This window comes from Pseudomonas sp. Irchel s3b5 (assembly GCF_900187435.1).
GTDB lineage: Bacteria > Pseudomonadota > Gammaproteobacteria > Pseudomonadales > Pseudomonadaceae > Aquipseudomonas.
On sequence record NZ_FYDY01000002.1, the window covers coordinates 170,092 to 188,798 of the forward strand.

General features: G+C 58.7%; 14 protein-coding genes and 1 pseudogene. 4 read left to right on the forward strand and 11 right to left on the reverse strand.

The features are described 5' to 3' along the window. Positions 1-559: 559 nt before the first annotated feature. Positions 560-1,576, reverse strand: a complete 1,017-nt coding sequence (locus CKW15_RS02920) for a succinylglutamate desuccinylase/aspartoacylase family protein (RefSeq protein ID WP_095151560.1) — start codon at positions 1,574-1,576, stop codon at positions 560-562. A gap of 225 nt (positions 1,577-1,801) precedes the next feature. Between CKW15_RS02920 and CKW15_RS02925 the strand changes: the two are divergent. Beyond that, a pseudogene (locus CKW15_RS02925) lies at positions 1,802-2,230 on the forward strand (TetR family transcriptional regulator C-terminal domain-containing protein); the annotation flags it as partial. Here the strand turns inward: CKW15_RS02925 and CKW15_RS28630 are convergent. From CKW15_RS28630 to CKW15_RS02955, 6 genes are all read right to left on the reverse strand, one after another. Then, positions 2,186-3,190 (reverse strand): DMT family transporter, encoded by a 1,005-nt coding sequence (locus CKW15_RS28630; protein WP_095151562.1) that lies wholly within the window; start codon positions 3,188-3,190, stop codon positions 2,186-2,188. The pseudogene CKW15_RS02925 and the gene CKW15_RS28630 overlap by 45 nt on opposite strands. Continuing rightward, positions 3,190-3,888, reverse strand: coding sequence for an ABC transporter permease (locus tag CKW15_RS02935; protein WP_095061606.1), 699 nt, complete (start codon positions 3,886-3,888; stop codon positions 3,190-3,192). Before CKW15_RS02935 ends, CKW15_RS28630 begins: the two co-directional genes overlap by 1 nt. Positions 3,889-3,906: 18 nt before the next feature. Beyond that, entirely contained in the window at positions 3,907-4,620 is a 714-nt protein-coding gene (locus tag CKW15_RS02940) for an ABC transporter permease (RefSeq protein ID WP_095061604.1), read from the reverse strand. A 134-nt stretch (positions 4,621-4,754) separates the two neighbouring features. Further along, positions 4,755-5,537: a transporter substrate-binding domain-containing protein gene (locus tag CKW15_RS02945; RefSeq protein WP_095061602.1), complete on the reverse strand. Its 783-nt coding sequence runs from the start codon at positions 5,535-5,537 to the stop codon at positions 4,755-4,757. Between the two features lie 27 nt (positions 5,538-5,564). Further along, positions 5,565-7,568, reverse strand: coding sequence for an aminotransferase class I/II-fold pyridoxal phosphate-dependent enzyme (locus CKW15_RS28930; RefSeq protein WP_095061600.1), 2,004 nt, complete (start codon positions 7,566-7,568; stop codon positions 5,565-5,567). A 156-nt stretch (positions 7,569-7,724) separates the two neighbouring features. Beyond that, positions 7,725-9,116 carry an MFS transporter gene (locus CKW15_RS02955; protein WP_095151563.1) on the reverse strand — a complete coding sequence of 464 codons (1,392 nt, stop codon included), beginning with the start codon at positions 9,114-9,116 and terminating at the stop codon, positions 7,725-7,727. A 147-nt stretch (positions 9,117-9,263) separates the two neighbouring features. On the opposite strand from CKW15_RS02955, the gene CKW15_RS02960 reads away from it, so the two are divergent. Continuing rightward, complete coding sequence (locus tag CKW15_RS02960) at positions 9,264-10,148, forward strand: LysR family transcriptional regulator (RefSeq protein ID WP_095151564.1); 885 nt, start codon at positions 9,264-9,266, stop codon at positions 10,146-10,148. A 48-nt stretch (positions 10,149-10,196) separates the two neighbouring features. On the opposite strand, the gene CKW15_RS02965 is transcribed toward CKW15_RS02960, so the two are convergent. From CKW15_RS02965 to CKW15_RS02975, 3 genes are all read right to left on the reverse strand, one after another. After that, complete coding sequence (locus CKW15_RS02965; RefSeq protein WP_143498341.1) at positions 10,197-10,760, reverse strand: hypothetical protein; 564 nt, start codon at positions 10,758-10,760, stop codon at positions 10,197-10,199. Between the two features lie 50 nt (positions 10,761-10,810). Further along, a complete protein-coding gene (locus CKW15_RS02970; protein ID WP_159953390.1) occupies positions 10,811-13,396 on the reverse strand; it encodes a fimbria/pilus outer membrane usher protein in 2,586 nt (861 codons plus the stop codon). Between the two features lie 128 nt (positions 13,397-13,524). Beyond that, positions 13,525-14,235, reverse strand: a complete 711-nt coding sequence (locus CKW15_RS02975; RefSeq protein WP_256583061.1) for a fimbria/pilus chaperone family protein — start codon at positions 14,233-14,235, stop codon at positions 13,525-13,527. A 345-nt stretch (positions 14,236-14,580) separates the two neighbouring features. Between CKW15_RS02975 and CKW15_RS02980 the strand changes: the two genes are divergently transcribed. Both CKW15_RS02980 and CKW15_RS02985 read left to right on the forward strand, forming a co-directional pair. Beyond that, positions 14,581-15,267 (forward strand): DUF1120 domain-containing protein, encoded by a 687-nt coding sequence (locus CKW15_RS02980; protein WP_143498344.1) that lies wholly within the window; start codon positions 14,581-14,583, stop codon positions 15,265-15,267. A 74-nt stretch (positions 15,268-15,341) separates the two neighbouring features. Then, on the forward strand, positions 15,342-16,046 hold the full coding sequence (locus CKW15_RS02985; protein ID WP_095151568.1) for a DUF1120 domain-containing protein: 705 nt from the start codon (positions 15,342-15,344) through the stop codon (positions 16,044-16,046). Positions 16,047-16,177: 131 nt separating this feature from the next. Here CKW15_RS02985 and katG read toward each other — a convergent pair whose 3' ends face one another. Further along, entirely contained in the window at positions 16,178-18,445 is a 2,268-nt protein-coding gene (gene katG, locus CKW15_RS02990) for a catalase/peroxidase HPI (protein WP_095151569.1), read from the reverse strand. Positions 18,446-18,707 lie beyond the last annotated feature (262 nt).

An 18,707-nucleotide genomic window follows, 5' to 3' on the forward strand; every position in this document is an offset into this window, starting at 1 on the left:
AGCGAGGGAGCTTGCTCCCGTTCGGCGGCATAGCCGTCGCAAAACCTGCCTGCACTATCTCACTGAAGAAAAGCGGGGGCCGCTTCGCAACCCAGCGGGAGCAAGCTCCCTCGCCACAAATGTGGGCTGGCTCAATTTGCGTAACAACACATACAGCGCACTGAACCATTGGCAGACGCCAACTCAGTAGCTAACACCACCCCTGTGGCGAGGGAGCTTGCTCCCGCTCGGCGGCGTAGCCGTCGCAAAACCTGCCTGCACTATCTCACTGAAAAAAAACGGGGCCGCTTCGCAACCCAGCGGGAGCAAGCTCCCTCGCCACAAATGTGGGCTGGCTCAATTAGCGTAACAACACATACATCGCACTGAATCATTGGCAGACGCCAACTCAGTAGCTAACACCACCCCTGTGGCGAGGGGGCTTGCCCCCGTTCGGTGGCGAAGCCGTCGCAAAACCTGACGGCACCATCTGACTGAAGAAAAGCCGGGGCCGCTTCGCAACCCAGCGGGAGCAAGCGCCCTCGCCACCAATGTCATCACACCCTTCCGAGGGTCAGGCTTAGTTCGGGTCGAGCAACCCGCCACTCCAGTTGCGCGATACCCGGCTGCCGGTGAATTTCGCCACGCCCATGCCCTGAGGGATCAAACGATCGCGATAGCGCGTCACCAGCCGCCCCGCTTGCTCGGCATGCAGCACCACTTCAGAAGACGCGTCACCGGGCCGCCCAAGAATCCGTGCAAAGCGCTGCCCTTCCTCGACGAAATCCCCCAGTTCCTTTTCAAAGATCAGCACACCCGGTTGTGGTGCGAGGATGGTTTCCATGTGGCCCATTTCCACGGCTTCAACAGGCCAGTCAGCGGGTGGCACTTGTTCGTCTATAACGCCTAAACCGCACAGCCAGTTGTACAGGCCTTCGGCGTCAGACTCGGCAAAACGGTCGCTGACATCGCCCTGCCCGCGCAGCTCCAGGGTCGCGGCCATGCGGCCTTCTGTGGCGCCGTCGCGCAACCACGGGGCAATGATGGTTTCCTCGAAAGATCCATCGCCGCCGTCATCCCAGATGATCGCCACGTCCATCTTCATCGCCGCCGCCAGTTCACGTCCGCGGGGCCAGAAACTGCGGTGCACGTAAAGGTATGGCAGCGCTTCGTCATCGGTGTGCAGGTCGAGCATCACGTCCGCCGTGGCCGCCAGTTGCACCAGGCTTTTTTGCCATTCCTGGATGTTGGTTGAAGGTCGTTGCATCGCCGCCGACAAGTCGAACGCACGGTTGAAGTTGTGCCCGGTGGCGTCATGGTAACGACCGAGAATCCGCCCCTGGCGAAACTGCCCGATACCCAGCGGGTTGGCCTGCGGGACGACTGTGATGTGACCCTTGAGCCGACCCTGAGACTCGGCGATCTGGAGGCGTTGCATCAGCAGGTGCAGCACCAGCATCCCGGCGATTTCATCGGCGTGCACCCCTGCCTGCAAATGCACCGTCGGCCCGCTGCCGTCGCCTTCGTAACGCCAGGCACCGACCCGCACCGCCTCACCATTGTTGTCGCGAACATTGAACGAAACATCCTGCACCATTGGCTTGTCCTCCGTCATGTCTGTTGAAATCGCTGTATCGCCCTTGCCGAACTGGATATTGAACGCACGTTCAACTAAGCTCGCCAACGTGGCATCAAATCCAGGGAAAACCGTGTGACAACCCAAACTCCCCACAACCGCCGAACCGAACCTGATGACCGCCGCGAAAGGCTGGTGGCCGCGACGCTGCGCTGCCTGAGCCGCGACGGTCACGCCGGGATATCCGTGCGACGCATCGCCACCGAGGCCGGGGTTTCAGTCGGTTTGCTCAATCACCATTTCGGCAGCATCGATGCGTTGATTGCCGACACTTACCAGCGCCTCGCCAGCGAACTGACCACCGCCCTGTTCCAGGAAATCGCCCAGGCCGAAACACCCGCGCAGAAAATCGACGCCTTCCTCATCGGCTCGTTTTCACCCCGGGTCATGGACCCGCAATTGCTCGGTGTGTGGGTGGTGTTCTGGAGCCTGATCCGGCACTCCGAGCACGTCACCCAGTCCCACGAAAAAAGCTATAGCGCCTACCTCGAGCTGATCCGCGATCTGCTTGACGATCTGGCCGCCAGCGAAGGGTTCGTGATCCACGACACGCGCCTGGCCGCCATCGGTCTATCGGCGATGCTCGACGGACTCTGGCTCGAGTGGTGCCTCAACCCCGAAACCTTCAGCGCCGCCAACGGCCTCCACATCTGCCGCTGCTGGATAAAGGGGCTGCGTCACGGAGCATTCAGCGCCGACGACGTCTTGTGAGACGTGCCGGCCGAAGATCATTGCCAGCGTGCCGCTGACCGCAATCAACCCGGCGCCGATCATCAGCGACGTGTCCATCAACGTGCCCCAGATCAGGCTCGACAAGGCAAACGCCCAGATCAGCCCGGTGTATTCAAACGGTGCGAGCAAGGTCGCGGTGGCCCGACGGAAACTGGCAAACAGCAGGAATTGACCGATACCACCCACCAGCCCGGCAGCTAGCATGCCCAGCCAGGCCGGGGTCGGCGACGGTGTATGGGTCCAGGGCAAAGCGACCATCATGCAAATCACGAACACCACGTTGGTGATCAGCATCTGTTCCAACACCGAGGTCTGGTCATCCACCTGCCGCAGCTGAATGTAGGTGAAGGCCCAGCACATCGCCGCCAACAGCGTCAGGACGATGGGCAACGGGTCGGTCATGTTGTCGGGGCGACAGGCGATGACCACGCCGACAAAACCGATGATCAGGCTGAACCACTGCCAGCCGCTGGCGCGCTCCTTGAGAATCACCGCCGCCAGCACCGTTACCATGATCGGGGCGGAAAAGTACAACGTGGTCATCTCGGCCAGGGTCAAATCCCGGGCCGCGGTGTAATACAGCAGCCACGCCACAATCGACAACAGACCGCGCACCACCAGCAAACGCCGGCTCGGCGAGTGCCAGGCTCGCTGAATCAGGCGCAGGCGCCCCACCAGCAACACCGCGGCGACCACCACCAGGCTGCGCCAGAACAGAATGGTCACTACCGAATAATCGGCCACCAGCCACTTGATGACCGCGTCCTGCAATGCCAGAAACGCATAGCCCAGGGTGCACAGGCCAATGCCTTGCAGCGAGCGGTCAACCGTTGGCGGACTCATCAGGCCGACCTGCGCACGGGCGTCCCGCGCCGTTCGGCAAAGGCAAACAGCGCCTCGATCAGGAACGTCAGGCAGACGTACACCCCGGCCACCAGCAGCAACGGCTCATAGACTTGCAGGGTCTGGGCACGGACCACGTTGGCAGCGCCAAGCAAATCGATCACCGCGATGGTCGAGGCCAGCGCCGTGGACTTGAGCAGCATCACGGTTTCCCCGGCCAGGGTCGGTAGCAACAGACGCATCGCACGAGGCAAACGAACGCGCAGCAACGACTGACGCGCGGTCATGCCAAAGGCCGACGCCGCTTCCATTTCACCTTTGGGCACCGCCAGCAGCCCACCGCGAATCACTTCGCCGACATAGGCCCCCACCGACACCACCAGGGCGAACACGATGTACCAGTAACCGTCGCGCAGGTAGGGCCAGAGAAAGCTGCCGCGAATCAGCGGAAACTGCGCGAACAGGCTGCCCAGGCCGTAGTAGAAAATGTAGATCTGGATCAGCAACGGCGTACCGCGTGTCACGCTGGTATAGAGCAGGCTGACCTTGGCGATCACCTTGTTTTTCGAGATCCGCGCCATCGCCACCAGCACCGCCAGTGCAAACCCCAACACACTGGACACCAACAGGATGGCAATGGTGGTTTGCAGCCCTCGGCCCAACAGCGCCGCGTATTCAACTATCCACGCTGGAATCATTTCATTCTCTCTGCCGGTTCAGTCAACAAGAGGCATCCAGCGACGAATGCGTCGCTCCAACCGTCCTGACAAATAGTTCGACACCAGCGTCACCGCGTAATACAACGCCGCGGCCGTGAGGTAGAACAACAGATAGTGGCGCGTCGAGCCCGCGGCCTGCTTGGCCGTGTACAACAGCTCGTTGGTGCCGACCACGCTGATCAGCGCGCTGTCCTTGATCAGGTTGATCCACAGGTTGGCCATCCCGGCCATCGCATACGGCGCCATGATCGGCAGCGTGACGCGGCGGAACAGGCCGAAACCGCTCAAGCCAAACGCCTTGGCCGCTTCGATCTGACCAAAGGGAATCGCCTGGATCGCCGCGCGGAAAATCTCCGAAGCGTAAGCGCCCTGCACCAGCCCCAGCACGACAATTGCCGCCAGCGGACCGCTGACGTCTATCGCTGCGTAACCGAGCTTGGCCATCAACGAATTGAGCAGCATGGAACCGACGTAGTACAGCAGCAGGATCAGCAACAACTCCGGCACCGCCCGGAACAACGTGGTGTACCCGCGCATCAGCGCCGCAATCGGTTTCGGCGCACCGAGTTTGAGACACGCCACCACCAACCCGATGGCCAGCCCGAGCACGAAGGCCCCGGCCGAAATCTGCAGGGTCATCCAGAGCCCCTTCAGCAGCGCACTGCCCCACCCTTGCTCGGTGAAATTGATCAGATCGAACATTGCTGGCATTTCAACCCCCAGTAACGACCATAAAGACACTGCCCAAACCTTGTAGGAGCTGGCTTGCCAGCGAAGCGGTGTGTCAGGCAGACCGCGCCGTAACAATCGCCGGCAAGCCGGCTCCTACAGGATCTGTGTGGTAGTCAGAACGCAGGCTTCACGCTGGTACCGAAGTAGTGCTGCGACAGGTCGTCATAGTCTTTGCTCGCCAGCAATTCCTGGATCGCCTTGTCGAGCTTGGCCTTGAGTTCGGCGTCATCCTTGCGCAGGCCGGCGCCCACGCCTTTGCCAAAGATCGGGTCGTAAGGCACGGCGCCGAGGTAGGCCAGGTCCTTGGCGTCCGGGGTTTTGACGAACGCGGCCATGGCCGTGCCGTCTGCCATCATCAGGTCGATGCGCCCGGCGATCAGGTCGGCGTTGGCCGAATCCTGGGTGTCGTAGTACTTAACGTCGGCGATTTTTTCGTAGTAGGTCTTCAGGTAACTGGCGCTCACCGTCGAGTTCTGCACGCCGATGATCTTGCCCTTGAGGTCATCCGGGAACTTCTTCACCGACGCTTCCTTCGGCCCAACCACGGCAATCACCGAGTCGTAATAAGCCTTGCTGAAGGCGATCTGTTTTTCGCGCTCTTCGGTCACCGACATCGAGGAGAAAATCACGTCGATTTTCTTCGCCAGCAGCGACGGAATGATCCCGTCCCACGCCACTTCCTTGATCTCGCATTCGGCTTTCATTTCGCTGCACAGCTTGCGGATCAAATCGACCTCAAAACCTTTCCACTCACCGTTGGCCTGTTTCTCGGTATACGGCGGATACGGTTCGGCTGCGACCGCGAACCTGATCGGCTGCGCCTGTGCCGCACTCATACCGGCCAGCATGATGCAGGCGGCACCGGTCAACCAGTTTGCAAAACGTCGATTTCCCATGTTGTTTTCCCGTCTTTTTATGATGAGTTAGCGAGTCTGATGAGCGTTGACGAATTGTCGGCAACGCTCGCTGCGTGGGTGTACGAACACTTCGTCCGGCGAACCGGTTTCCTCGATCAGCCCCTGATGCAAAAAGGCGACTTTGGAAGAGACATCGCGTGCGAAAGCCATTTCATGAGTCACCAGGATCATGGTCCGGCCTTCTTCGGCGAGGGAACGGATCACCCGCAGAACTTCCCCGACCAGTTCCGGGTCGAGTGCCGAGGTGGGTTCATCGAACAGCATGACCTTGGGCCGCATGGCCAGGGCCCGGGCGATGGCCACCCGTTGTTGCTGTCCCCCGGAGAGAAACGCCGGGTACTCGTTGCGCTTGGCCGCCAGCCCGACGCGTTCGAGCAGCGCTTCGGCCCGTTCAGTGGCCTCCGCACGGCTTTCACGCAGGACCTGGGTCGGCGCTTCGATGAGGTTTTCCAGCACCGTGCGATGGGGCCAGAGGTTGAAGTTCTGGAACACCATGCCCAGGCTGGAACGGATGCGGACCAGTTGCTTGGCGTCCGACACCAGCGGTGCGCCGGGACGATTCTGGTTAAGGTGAATGCTTTCGCCATCGACCAGGATGCGCCCCTGATCCGGCACTTCAAGCATGTTGATGCAGCGCAGCAAGGTACTTTTGCCCGAGCCACTCGCGCCGATCAGGGAGATCACTTCACCCTCGCAGGCGGTCAGGGAAACGCCTTTGAGCACTTCGATATTGCCGAAGCGTTTATGCAGGCGATCGACTTCGATCATGGTCTTGGACGCAGTCGGTTCGACGCTTACGGTACTGGTCACCGTGCTGATCACCGGCCGTGGCGCTTCACCGTTCAACACCCGCACAAAGTCGCGTATCCGTTGGCAGGCCTGGGCCAGTCGCTCTTCACCGAGGGTGAACGAGAGCCGCACAAACCCTTGGGCCGGCTCGCCAAACGCAGCGGCGTCCAGCACCGATACGCCGGCCTCGCGCAGCAGGCGCCAGGCAAATTCCAGCGACGTCAGGCCAGTGCCGCGCACATCAACCAATACGAACATGCCGGCATCGGGATTGAGCACGGAAATTCCCGGGCAATCCGCCAACCCAGACACCACCAGATCGCGACGACGACGGTAGATCTCGCGCATGCCGTGGGTCACTTCGTCATGGGACTGCACGGCCTTGAGCGCCGCTTCCATGACAAACCCCGGCAAGCCGTAGAGCATGCTCAGGACCAGCGTTTCCACATGATTGACCAAAGCTTCATCGGCGATGATCCAGCCAATCCGCCAACCGGTCATGGCATGGGATTTCGACAGGCTGCCGATCACCACGCAGCGCTCGGCCATACCCGGCAACGCCGCCAGACTCAGGTGTTCGCGCTCATAGGCGAGGCTCTCGTAGACCTCGTCCACCACCACCCACAAGTCATGGGCGATGGCGAGGTCGGCGATGGCTTGCAGCTCTTCGCGATTGAGCACCACGCCCGTGGGGTTGTTTGGATTAGAGAAGAAAATCGCCCGGGTTCGCGGGGTGATCGCCTTGGCCAGCACCGCCGCATCGAGCCGAAAACCGCCGTCCGCCGCACAGGGCACGCGCACCAGCGTAGCGCCGGAAGCCTTGAGCGTGGCTTCGTACGTGACGTACATCGGGTCGAGGGCGATGACTTCGTCACCGGCACTGAGCAAGCACATCGAGGCGGCGAACAAAGCATTCTGCGCGCCCGCCGCGACAATCACGTTGGCGGCTTGCAGCGGGCGGTCGATCACATCGCTGTAGCGGGCGGCGATGGCTTCACGCAAGGCCTGGCGGCCGGCGATTTCGGTGTAGTGGGTGTCACCTTCGCGCAGGGCGTGAATCGCGGCATCGGTGATGAAATCGGGGGTGGGGAAATCCGGGTCGCCGACGCTGAGGATGATGACATCCTCGCCATTGCGTTGGGCGGCGTTGGCCGCGTAGTGAATATCCCAAGCGGCAACGCCTTGGCCGCTGATCCGCTCAACAAAGGGTGAAAACCGCATGCCAGTGCCTCGTTCGAATTGAAGAAACGCAAGCCCGCAACCAGCCGGGGAAAGGTGGCCCCAACATAGTCCAGACTGAACAGTCGTTCAACAGAAAACTCACAAGGCTTCGCGTTCAGCGCAAACAGGTCGTTTTCACGACAGTCGTGCCGTTTTTCAACACGAGGTGGCAGCGATCCGGGAACGACGCTGGCTGATTACGCCAATGATCAGCGCCGCGCCAATCAACCCGGCGGCGACCGTGAACGTCAGGCGCATCCCCTGCGCGATGGCTTCGGGCTGGGCCTGCAAGATGTCGCCACTGGCCGAACCGACAGCGAATATCGCGCCCATCAGCGAAGCACCGGTGATCAACCCGAGATTGCGCGAAAGCCCGAGCAAGCCGGAAATGACACCCCGTTGCTGCGGCGTAACGTCCGCCATGACAGCCGTATTGTTGGCCGCCTGGAACAGCGCATAACCGGCGGTAATGACAGCCAGCGGCACAACGTAACCGGGCACACCGAACCCCATTGGCACGGTGGGCAGACTGCATGCACCGATCAACATGGTCATCAATCCGCACATCGCGGATCGATGTGCGCCCCATCGGTCGACGCATCGGCCCGCCGGAATTCCGACCAGTGCCGCAATCAGCGGTCCCGTGGACATCACCAATCCTGCGCCCACCGCATCCAGCGCCAGTGCCCCCGTCAGATAAAACGGCCCCACGACCAGGGTGGCCATGACCACGCTCGTCACCAGTGCGCTCATGGCGAAACCCGCACTCAACGGCAGATTGCGCAACAGGGTCAATTGAACCAGCGGTGATTCGGCTTTGCGCTCGATAAACACAAACACGCCCAACCCAAGCACCGCCACCAGCAACAGCGCCATGTTCAGCGGATCAAACCTGGCACGTCCAAGGGTCATCGCCAAGGCATAGGCCAGCAGCGTCAGGGTCAGGACCAGCGTGCCGAGGACATCGAAATCCGCCCTCTTCTCGTGGTGATCATTGGGTAGAAAGTGAACCGCGAGCCCAATGGCCAGAACACCCAGCGGCACATTGATCAGAAAGATTGCCGGCCACCCCGAATTGGCAATCAACAAACCGCCGAGGGTCGGGCCGAGTGACGTGCCAATCGCCGACATCGTGCCGAGCACACCCATTGCGCGGCCCATCCGGGCCTTGGGCACCGCCTCCCCCACGAGCGCCATGGTCATCGCCATCATGATCGCTGCGCCCGTGCCTTGCAGGGTTCGGGCGGCGATCAACAGCCAAAGAGTGGGCGCCAGTGCGCACAGGACCGAGGCCACCGTGAACAGCGTCACCCCCATCAACAACAGGCGCCGATGGCCAACGACATCCCCCAACCGGCCAACACTGACGATCAAGGCGGTAATGGCCAGCAGGTAAGCGAGCAACACCCACTGCACGTGCTGGAAGGAAGCGGAAAACGCCTCGGCCAATGTCGGCAAACCGACGTTCGCAATGCTGGTGCCAAGGGACGACAGCAGCATGGACAGTGAAAGGCTGGCCAACGCTCCGCGCTCGGATCGGGACTTCATGCTCGGGTCACTCCGCAAACAGGTTGTCCCGAGACTAAGCTCACACCTAACATGGCGGAAGACGCAGCAGTTGCACTGACTACGTGCATCTGACGCCACACCAACAATTTGGCAGCGAGCCATCTCGCGCCTACAGGATTTGATTCGATGGCTGATCTGAATCTGCTGATCACACTGAATGTGTTGCTGGAGGAAGGCAGCGTCGCCCGCGCAGCCCAGCGCCTGCATCTCAGCCCATCGGCCATGAGTCGTGCCCTGGCACGCTTGCGCGAAACCATGGGCGATCCGCTGTTGGTCAGGGCCGGACGCGGTCTTGTGCCCACCCCCCGGGCGCTGGCGTTGCGCGAGCGGGTCAGTGCGCTGGTACAGGACGCCGAAGCCGTGCTGCGACCGGACGAAGCGCTCGACCTTACGCATCTGGTTCGCACGTTCACACTGCGCACCAGCGATGGTTTCGTGGAGAACTTCGGGCCGTCACTGATCGCCCGCGTAAACGAAGAAGCCCCCGGTGTGCGTCTGAACTTCGTGCAGAAACTGAACAAGGACAGCACCCTGTTGCGCGACGGCTCCGTCGATCTGGAAACCGGTGTCATCGGTGAATCGACCAGCCCGGAAGTGCGCACACGCCTGTTGTTTCGCGACCGTTTCATCGGTGTCGTGCGCAAAGGGCATTCATTGAACAAAGGGGCTATGACCGCCGAACGTTATGCGGCGGCCCACCACATTCTGGTTTCACGCCGTGGGCAGGACAAAGGCGTCATGGATGAAGCCCTGAACCTGCTCGGACTGGAACGACACATCAGCACCATCGTCGGTGGCTTTTGCGCCGCGCTGGCGCTGGCCCGGGCTTCAGACCTGGTGGCCACCGTTCCGGAGCGTCACGTTGGCAACCTGTGCGACGGGATGCAGTGCTTTGACTTGCCATTCACCACGGCGCCCATCAGCGTCTCGATGCTCTGGCACCCGCGCATGGACGCAGACCCCGCGCATCGCTGGTTGCGGGGCTGTTTGTGGGATATCTGCAGTCGGTAGGTGCAGATGCTCTACGCCTTCAGGATCAACAGCGGCTCGCCCTCCTCCTTAGTTCAACTCGAAGTAGCCTCGTGTTTCGAGTGACGCGACATCCCGAACGCCAAGTTTTTCAACAAATACTCGTACATCCAACTCGACTTGTACCGAAAGGTTTTTTCCGGCCTGCGGTCTCTGGTTCAGCAACGGAACCAGAGACTTTCCGGGTGTCAGTTTGACCGAAATAGCACCTTGCGCAGGTATGTCTCCTGCGGTGGTAACGACGCCAAGTCGGACAGGAATGCCGTCCAGGCGGGCAGCCTTCAGCGTCATCTCAAACTCGCCTTCGTCGCTAAGCTTGTAACGCTCGACACCTGAAGCAACCCCTCGAAAAGCAAGCGCCATGTCTTTTGGATCGGTGCATTGAATGTTCAGGCGCATTAAGCGCTTACCCAAAGACACCGTTGAGGAGGATTTGGCATTGGCCCTCAAGACATGGGGATTAAATGATCCGTAGTCCACCCGTGGTTGGCTGACCTGAATCCGGCAGTCATCGGCCCATACCGCATCCACCGGGCAGGCCAGCAGCACGGCGAGTGCGACCCAGGCATACCTGAAAGCTTGTCCACCTCGCATACGTACCTGCCTCCGATAACGCTCAGTGAAATCCAACAAAAGGAAAGTTCTCATATGACAGGACAGACCGCGGCAGCGTCTTCAAAGTAGGCTGACTCATTGGCCTCTTCCGCCAGCTCAAACGTCAATGAGCAGCGTTTTCCTCCCGGCAAATTCACCATCAGGTTTTTGTATGACGTGTCCTCAAGGAAGATCTTGCCATCATCGACCACCGTGGTCAGGAAGGTGTCGCCCTCTACCACCGATGCACCTTTGGGCAATGGCCTACCCCCTTGGTCCGTTGCCGTCAGCAAGACGCGGCGAACCTTGACCACACCAAACTCAAATTTACTGACGGACCCGCGCCCCGCTTCGAGCGTTCGAACGCCATTATCGATATCCATGTTTCGAGGCAGCGTTTCGGTGGCCACCTCGATTTGACTGGTGTCGAAGGCGGGAATCTGTGCCACGACAGCACGGCCGGCACCGTCGGTCCAGACGTTGCCGTTTGGCGTGTTGATCTTGACCCCGGCCACGTCCCCCAGGGATACCACGCCAAAGGTGTCTTGAATCGGATAGGGCGAAGGCGTGACGCCATCCGAGTGAAGCGCCAATGCACCTCGTGCACCCACGCTGTAGCTGGAGCCATCCTGTCCGTCTTGCGAGTACCCCAGATTGAGCTGGGTGTAACGCGGGAGTGCTGAAACGCTGCCGGCAAAATCAGTGCCTTGACCGCTGCCTTGCCGGGACGCGCTAAGGCTGTAATTCAACTCGTCGTTCACGGTTTCGTTATACGTCGCCCCCATTTGGGTGTCGGAATCACCGGACTTGCTGACTCGGCTCTGAATGCTGCTGGTGGCCCCCAGCGCGATGCTGACGCTGAAAAACACCGCATTGCCCTCATCCCCCGTCATGTCGTGCTGCAGAGTTGCGCTGACGGAAGCACCCTTGAAACTTTTTCCCCAGGAAGAAGACAGGGTGCGACTCCAATCACCTGTAGAGGATCTGGAATGGACAAAACCGATGTTGCCGCCGCCCATCCTCGAAGTGGTCCAGCCCAAATTAGCGCTGTATTGCGTTCGGCCAAAATCAGCATTCCCGTCATTGCCCCATTCGTTCAGAGAGCCCGGATTGCCCGGGTCTTGATACATCGGATAGTCCTGATCACGCTCAGTGGTGTCCAGGAGATCACGGTATCCGTCGCTCTGATGGGTAATCGAGCCATTCGCTGTCAGGTGTTCATTGAGACGGGTCCTGGCCGTGACGGTGCTTTGAACCCCGCCCTTATTGTCTTGCTTGTCCTGCGAGACCACATTGCCAAGGCTCATTGAGGTCTCTGAGGAAAATTCCGTGTCCAGGATCCAACCCGCCGAGGTGTAGTCGGGAGAAAACATGAGCCCTGCGGCGACCTTGCTTTGACGGCCGACCAACCAGTCGTTGCTGATGGTGAACACTTCAGGCTCCTGCGCCCCCATGTCACTTATGTCTCGCACTTTGCCAAGCGCCATGGCTAGACCGGTTTTGGCAAGGCTGACTCTATGTAGCGAGGCCGCTGGCAAACTGAAGGTGTCCTGGGTGCCGTCGGTCTCGAAAATGGTCACATCAACGTTCGAATTTCCGCGTATCAGTGCAATGTCTTGCAACAGGAACGGTCCTGCCGGCACCACCGTGTTGTAAATCAGAAGCCCGCCCTGTTTGACTTCAACCCGAGCCTGAGAACCTTTTGCAATCCCCTCGATGGTCGCTCCGCCAGCCGAATGATGCGTCAGCGCGCTATCAGGCAGCATTTGCAGCCCGGTGATCGGCGCCCCGGCAAAAACCGGGCTCACCATGTTGAGCTGGCCCGCCTGCAAAATCGACTGAATAGGCACGAAGGTGCGCTGTGCATACGTATACAAATGCTCGCTGCTGCGTACGCCATCCTGGTCGATCCAGTTTTGCCGGCTGCGCAACGCCCAATCTCCGACGTTCAATCCCGACTCGATGTCCAGGGCGGAGTAATTACTTTCCATCTCCCCTGTCTGGCTCTGCATGGTCAGCACGTCATAATTGAGCAGTCCGCCCGCGCCGCCGGTGCTAAAACCGCTGACGTCGTTCTCAATCGGCTGGATGGCCTCCTGTGGCACGATCAAATGCACTTCTTGCTTGCCTGGGCGCGAATCGACCTCGGTTTGCGGGTACGCCGCCTTGAAGTCATAACAGGTGCTGTCCGACGGCTGGTCCGACGATGTCGATATTGCAACTTCGGGTTTGGCTGACCACGTGGACATCGGGCCGACCGCATGTTTCAGCAAGGTCTTGTGCAATCCCTCATCGGATGCCTTCTGAATGTCGCGCGCATCAACCTGGTTGACGATCGTTGTTTCGGTGTCGAGTGAACGGGTGTCAACCGTTTCTAACTCAACCTCAGTGTGTTCGAGTGGGAGTACCAGCCTGGCGGAATCCAGCAGCTTTTTATCGAAGCACAACTGACCTTCATCGTCGAAGCGCGCCAGCACGGTACCGATTCGAGTCTGGTTTACGTAAAGCGTGATCTCTTTTCTGCCCGGTAAAAATCGGGATGTCTGGCTGAAAAAAGCGGCAAGCTCCGGGTCAATTCCTCGACTTTTAAGCGTCTCCAGGTCAAATGCCGCTGCATCGTCGGGCTGATTCGCCATGACTCTTCCGATTCCCAGGAAACTCATGAGAATGAAACCTGTGCGGATCTGTCTGGGGTTTATTTTGTGAAACTGTGGACAGTTAAACTTGAAGCGGCTGACCACAGCTCATGGGCTCCAGCCGAAACTTAGAGGGAGCAAGCGACGAGAGGAGCGTCATAGTGTTTGACCGCATAGCCATACACGCTGGCGGGGTGGATTCGTACACTGTTTGCTTTGCTCGGGGCGGTAAGCTTCAGGTTCAGTCGCGATTGCGGTAATACATAGGACTTGGGAAACGCTACCAGTAAACCAGAAGGTTGGAGCTTGCCTTGTTGCGCCAGGCGAACCACATAAGGACTGTCGTTGGTCACTCGCAACGTGTCGCCACACAAGGCTATTTTCAAGTGTTTCCACGGCTCACTGTCAACCGCCAGACCTTTAGGCGAGATAATGACCGGTAAGTTCTGGCGAATAGTCACGCCGACGCTGTTCGGAATCTTGGACTTACTAAGTGGAATACCTTCAAAGTAAACGCGCATCAACCGTTGATGTTTCAGCGGGGTTTTACTTTGCACAATAAAACGCACCAACTGTGTTTCACCACCTTCAACACGGGTAACGGGTGGCGTTACGATCAACAACTTTTCCGGGTCCTCCTCGATATTTTCAAGCGAGGTATAAAGTAAAGAAGCGGTGGCGTCGGTATTTTTAACAACCATGCCGTACTCGCCCTGCTCCTCGCTAACCAATACGACAGACGTAGCAGGTTGCATGCCGGCAGCAAACGAACATGATGCGGCGGTCACGACGCTAAAAGCCAACATCAGTCGCTCGACCATTTTTTTTGATACAGGCATAACCCGGCACCCGCCCCTACTGTATTGCTCACAGTGAAATCAATGGATCGATCAAGAGCGTCACTGCGTCAACAGCAAACACTAGCGTGAAGAGCCCGACAGACTCCACGACAATGCGTAAAAATCAAAATCAAAAATCTAAAAAATAAACATCATTGATCGAAACATCTCTCAAGAAGCCGTGTTTTGCCACCCACAAAAATTCGTAACCCCCACTAATAAGGATTTATTTTTACGCCAGAAATTATTGATACTTTCGGATTAGCCGGAACCCATCAACATGATCATACTTGGTTTGTACATCGGCTTACCGATCCCATCATTTTCACAGGTCAGATTTCAAACGTGAACAAACTCCTTTTGTCCTTGACTCCGCTTGCGGCTTTGTTTGTCTGCAATTTTGCTATGGCCACCACCACCGCCGATCTTACGGTCACAGGTCAAATCATCCCGGCAACGTGCAACATTTCCCTGACCGGTGGCGGCGTCATCAACTACGGCACGCTCTCTGTTGGTGGCCTCGACCCTGTTGACAGCACACTCATTACGCCAAGCATGAGCGGTACTCATCCGAAATCCACGATGAATATCAATTGTGATGCACCGGCTCAAATCGCCGTGAACGTCACTGATAACCGCGCCGCTACGGTGAACCTTGATGTTCTGACGGGCGGCACTTTGCCGGGTGCAACCGTGGAGCAGGTTTTCGGTATGGGCGCGGACGGTGTAGGCACCAATATCGGAGCGTTCACCATCACGAGCACGTCGGGAGGAACGCTGGTGGACAGTGCGCCTGGTCGCGTCATTGAAAGTTTTGATGGAAATAGTTGGGCACATTCGACAGGCGAGTTCAACAACACCGCCAATTGGAGAATGTCTTGGGCGAGTGTAGCTGGTAATACACCGGAACCGATTCAGGCTATTGCGCAAGAGCTGGAAATACAGGCCGCCGTCACCGCTACCGAGAACCTGGACACCTCAGTGCCGATAAACCTGGACGGCTCCGTGACCATTGAGTTGGTCTATCTATAACCAACGCTCGGCGACCCTGATGCACTTGAAAGAAAGTCTCATTGGGGTCGTCTCACACCACAGAACTTAATTTAATGATGAAGAAGCCACTCGTTGCGGCGATGTCGCTACTTGTAGTGTCCTGGCTTGCTATTCGACCAGCAAGTGCTGCCTCCTCTGCCGAGTTAACTTTGAGCGGGCGAATAATCCCCTCTGTCTGCTCCGTGGCTGTTTCCAATAACGGCGTGTTCAGTGTGGGAAATGTAACTGCCAGCGATCTCAACGAACACGGAATGACTTCATTCTTGCACGAAGGCACCCGTGGTGCGGCTATCGCTACGCCAAAAACCACGACCATCACCTGTTCGGGGGATACCGTTCTGGCACTTCGAATCCAGGACAATCGCTCGGGCACGGCCTCGAAAGAGAGTCCTCCTCCGCAAAACCGTGTATCTATTCTAAATGATCATAATTTTGGGCTGGGTCTAAGTTCAAACGGCAACTCCATTGGTTACGTATCGTTCTTTCTCGATGAAACCCCTCCCGTTCTCGACAGCAAAGACACTAAGTTTCTGGTATCACAAAACAATGGGAGGTCATGGCAAAGCCCCAATTGGCCCAGGGCTTTCGAGAGCCATTCCGATTTCCTTGTCAGCTGGGGCGATCGTAATCCGGAAGCGGGTCGAATTATTAGCTTCCCTATATTTGCAATCGTGAGCATTACGGACAAGAGTAATCTGCCCTTGGACAAAGCTGTCGACATTGATGGCTCGGTTACCATTGAGCTCATCTACCTTTAAAGACGCGTATTGTCCGCAGAGCCCTGAAAGACCAACGTCCATGATCGACGGACGCCCTCCGCTGATGTAAGAGCCAGAGGGCGAGCCGAGCATTTTTTGCCGGTAATGCCAGCGTTATGACGACGTTTCCTCTAGACGCCGCGATTCACGTCGAATCGATCCAGATTCATCACCTTGGTCCACGCAGCAACGAAGTCCTTGACGAACTTGTCCTTCGCATCGGCGGTGGCATAGACCTCGGCCAGGGCGCGCAACTGCGCGTTGGAGCCAAACACCAGGTCGACCCGCGTCCCCGTCCACTTCACTGCGCCGCTTTTGCGATCACGCCCTTCAAACTCCTGGGCGGCGTCCGACACCGGCTTCCACTCCACGCCCATATCCAGCAGGTTGGTGAAGAAGTCATTGGTCAGCGCTTCCGGACGCGCGGTGAACACACCGTGTTTGCTTTGGCCGACATTGGTGTTCAACACCCGCAGGCCGCCCAGTAACACCGTCATTTCCGGCGCCGTGAGTGTCAGCAGTTGCGCCTTGTCGATCAGCAATGCCTCGGCCGGGACGCGGTATTGTTGCTTGAGGTAATTACGGAAGCCGTCGGCAATCGGTTCAAGAAAACCGAAGGACTCTACGTCTGTCTGCTCCTGACTGGCGTCCATGCGACCCGGAGTAAACGGCACCGTGACATTGTGGCCGGCGTTTTTTGCGGCCTGCTCCACGCCCACACCACCCGCGAGCACAATCAGGTCGGCCAGGGAGATTTTCTTGCCACCGCTGTTGAACTCGCCCTGGATGGCTTCGAGTTTTGCCAACACATTCGCCAGTTGCGCCGGCTGGTTAGCCTGCCAGGATTTCTGCGGGGCCAGGCGCAGGCGACCGCCGTTGGCACCGCCTCGTTTGTCGGAACCACGGAAACTCGAGGCCGCCGCCCAAGCGGTCGACACCAGTTGCGAAACCGACAGGCCCGAGGCCGCAATTTTGCCTTTGAGCGCGGCGACATCGCTGTCGTTGACCAGTGGGTGATCGACATCAGGAATCGGGTCTTGCCACAACAGCTCTTCTGCCGGCATTTCCGGGCCGAGGTAGCGCGAGAGCGGACCCATGTCGCGGTGGATGAGCTTGTACCAGGCGCGGGCGAAGGCATCGGCCAACTGGTCTGGATTGGCCAGGAAGCGCCGCGAGATGGGTTCGTAGATTGGATCGAAGCGTAGGGCCAGGTCCGACGTCAGCATGGTCGGATCGCGACGTTTTGCCGAATCGAACGGGTCGGGAATGATGCCGGCACCCGCGCCGTTTTTCGGTTTCCACTGGTGTGCACCGGCCGGGCTTTTGGTCAGTTCCCAGTCGAAGCCGAACAGGTTTTCCAGGTAGTTGTTGCTCCACTTCGTTGGCGTGGTGGTCCAGGTCACTTCCAGGCCACTGGTGATGGTGTCCGCACCTTTACCAGTGCCGAACGTGCTCTTCCAGCCCAGGCCTTGCAGTTCAAGACCGGCGGCTTCGGGCTCAGGGCCTACGTGGTCGGCCGGGCCGGCACCGTGGGTCTTGCCGAAGGCGTGACCGCCGGCGATCAACGCGACGGTTTCTTCATCATTCATCGCCATGCGACCGAAGGTTTCGCGAATATCCTTGGCCGATGCGACCGGGTCAGGCTCGCCTTCCGGGCCTTCCGGGTTCACGTAGATCAAGCCCATTTGCACCGCGGCGAGAGGGTTTTCCAGATGGCGGCCATTTTCGGTACGGCTTTCTTCGTTTCTGCCGGGTTCGGCAACCAGCGGAACGTCACCGGGCTTTTGCACAGGCTTGCTGTCATCCTTGCCGTAACGTGTGTCACCGCCCAGCCATTTGTTTTCAGAGCCCCAGTAAACGTCTTCGTCCGGCTCCCAGACGTCCGGGCGACCGCCGGAGAACCCGAAGGTCTTGAAGCCCATGGACTCCAGCGCGACGTTACCGGTGAGGACAATCAGGTCCGCCCAGGAAATCTTGTTGCCGTACTTTTGCTTGATCGGCCAGAGCAGCCGGCGCGCCTTGTCGAGGCTGACGTTATCCGGCCAGCTGTTGAGTGGCGCAAAACGTTGCTGGCCGGAACCGGCGCCACCCCGGCCATCACCGGTGCGGTAGGTGCCTGCGGCGTGCCAGGACATGCGGATAAAGAATGGACCGTAATGGCCGAAGTCTGCGGGCCACCAGTCCTGGGAGTCGGTCATCAGGGCGTTCAGGTCATTTTTCAGCGCCTGAAAGTCCAGGCTTTTGAAAGCTGCGGCGTAGTTGAAGTCGCCCCCCAACGGGTCAGACTTGGGCGAATGCTGGCTCAAGATCTTCAGGTTCAGTTGGTTCGGCCACCAGTCGCGGTTCGTCGTGCCACCGCCAGCGGCGTGATTGAACGGGCATTTCGATTCAGTTGACATGGCATCTCCTCTTTATTTTGTTTTCAGCTAACCACCCTTGAGCGTGGATCCGGATGACCGATTAATGAAATAGCTTTTGGACATGGGATCCATAGCCTTAAGGCTATGACAGCCCCGTGATCAGGCGCTCTAGAACAACCATTAAAGTACCGGTATGGGGAACTGTCGTTACATCGGGCAGAGATAGCTGACAAACAGCGTAAATCCCTTGGATTCAAGAACCTTCCATGACGATGCCGGGCGAATTGCTGTCCTGGAAACG

Coding starts and splice junctions, on each gene's coding strand:
- CKW15_RS28930 (WP_095061600.1), bottom strand. CDS start 7,568: ATGCGGTTTTCACCCTTTGTTGAGCGGATCAGCGGCCAAGGCGTTGCC.
- CKW15_RS02935 (WP_095061606.1), bottom strand. CDS start 3,888: ATGATTCCAGCGTGGATAGTTGAATACGCGGCGCTGTTGGGCCGAGGG.
- CKW15_RS02965 (WP_143498341.1), bottom strand. CDS start 10,760: ATGCGAGGTGGACAAGCTTTCAGGTATGCCTGGGTCGCACTCGCCGTG.
- CKW15_RS02960 (WP_095151564.1), top strand. CDS start 9,264: ATGGCTGATCTGAATCTGCTGATCACACTGAATGTGTTGCTGGAGGAA.
- CKW15_RS02940 (WP_095061604.1), bottom strand. CDS start 4,620: ATGCCAGCAATGTTCGATCTGATCAATTTCACCGAGCAAGGGTGGGGC.
- CKW15_RS02945 (WP_095061602.1), bottom strand. CDS start 5,537: ATGGGAAATCGACGTTTTGCAAACTGGTTGACCGGTGCCGCCTGCATC.
- CKW15_RS28630 (WP_095151562.1), bottom strand. CDS start 3,190: ATGAGTCCGCCAACGGTTGACCGCTCGCTGCAAGGCATTGGCCTGTGC.
- katG (WP_095151569.1), bottom strand. CDS start 18,445: ATGTCAACTGAATCGAAATGCCCGTTCAATCACGCCGCTGGCGGTGGC.
- CKW15_RS02970 (WP_159953390.1), bottom strand. CDS start 13,396: ATGGCGAATCAGCCCGACGATGCAGCGGCATTTGACCTGGAGACGCTT.
- CKW15_RS02985 (WP_095151568.1), top strand. CDS start 15,342: ATGATGAAGAAGCCACTCGTTGCGGCGATGTCGCTACTTGTAGTGTCC.
- CKW15_RS02955 (WP_095151563.1), bottom strand. CDS start 9,116: ATGAAGTCCCGATCCGAGCGCGGAGCGTTGGCCAGCCTTTCACTGTCC.
- CKW15_RS02975 (WP_256583061.1), bottom strand. CDS start 14,235: ATGCCTGTATCAAAAAAAATGGTCGAGCGACTGATGTTGGCTTTTAGC.
- CKW15_RS02920 (WP_095151560.1), bottom strand. CDS start 1,576: ATGGTGCAGGATGTTTCGTTCAATGTTCGCGACAACAATGGTGAGGCG.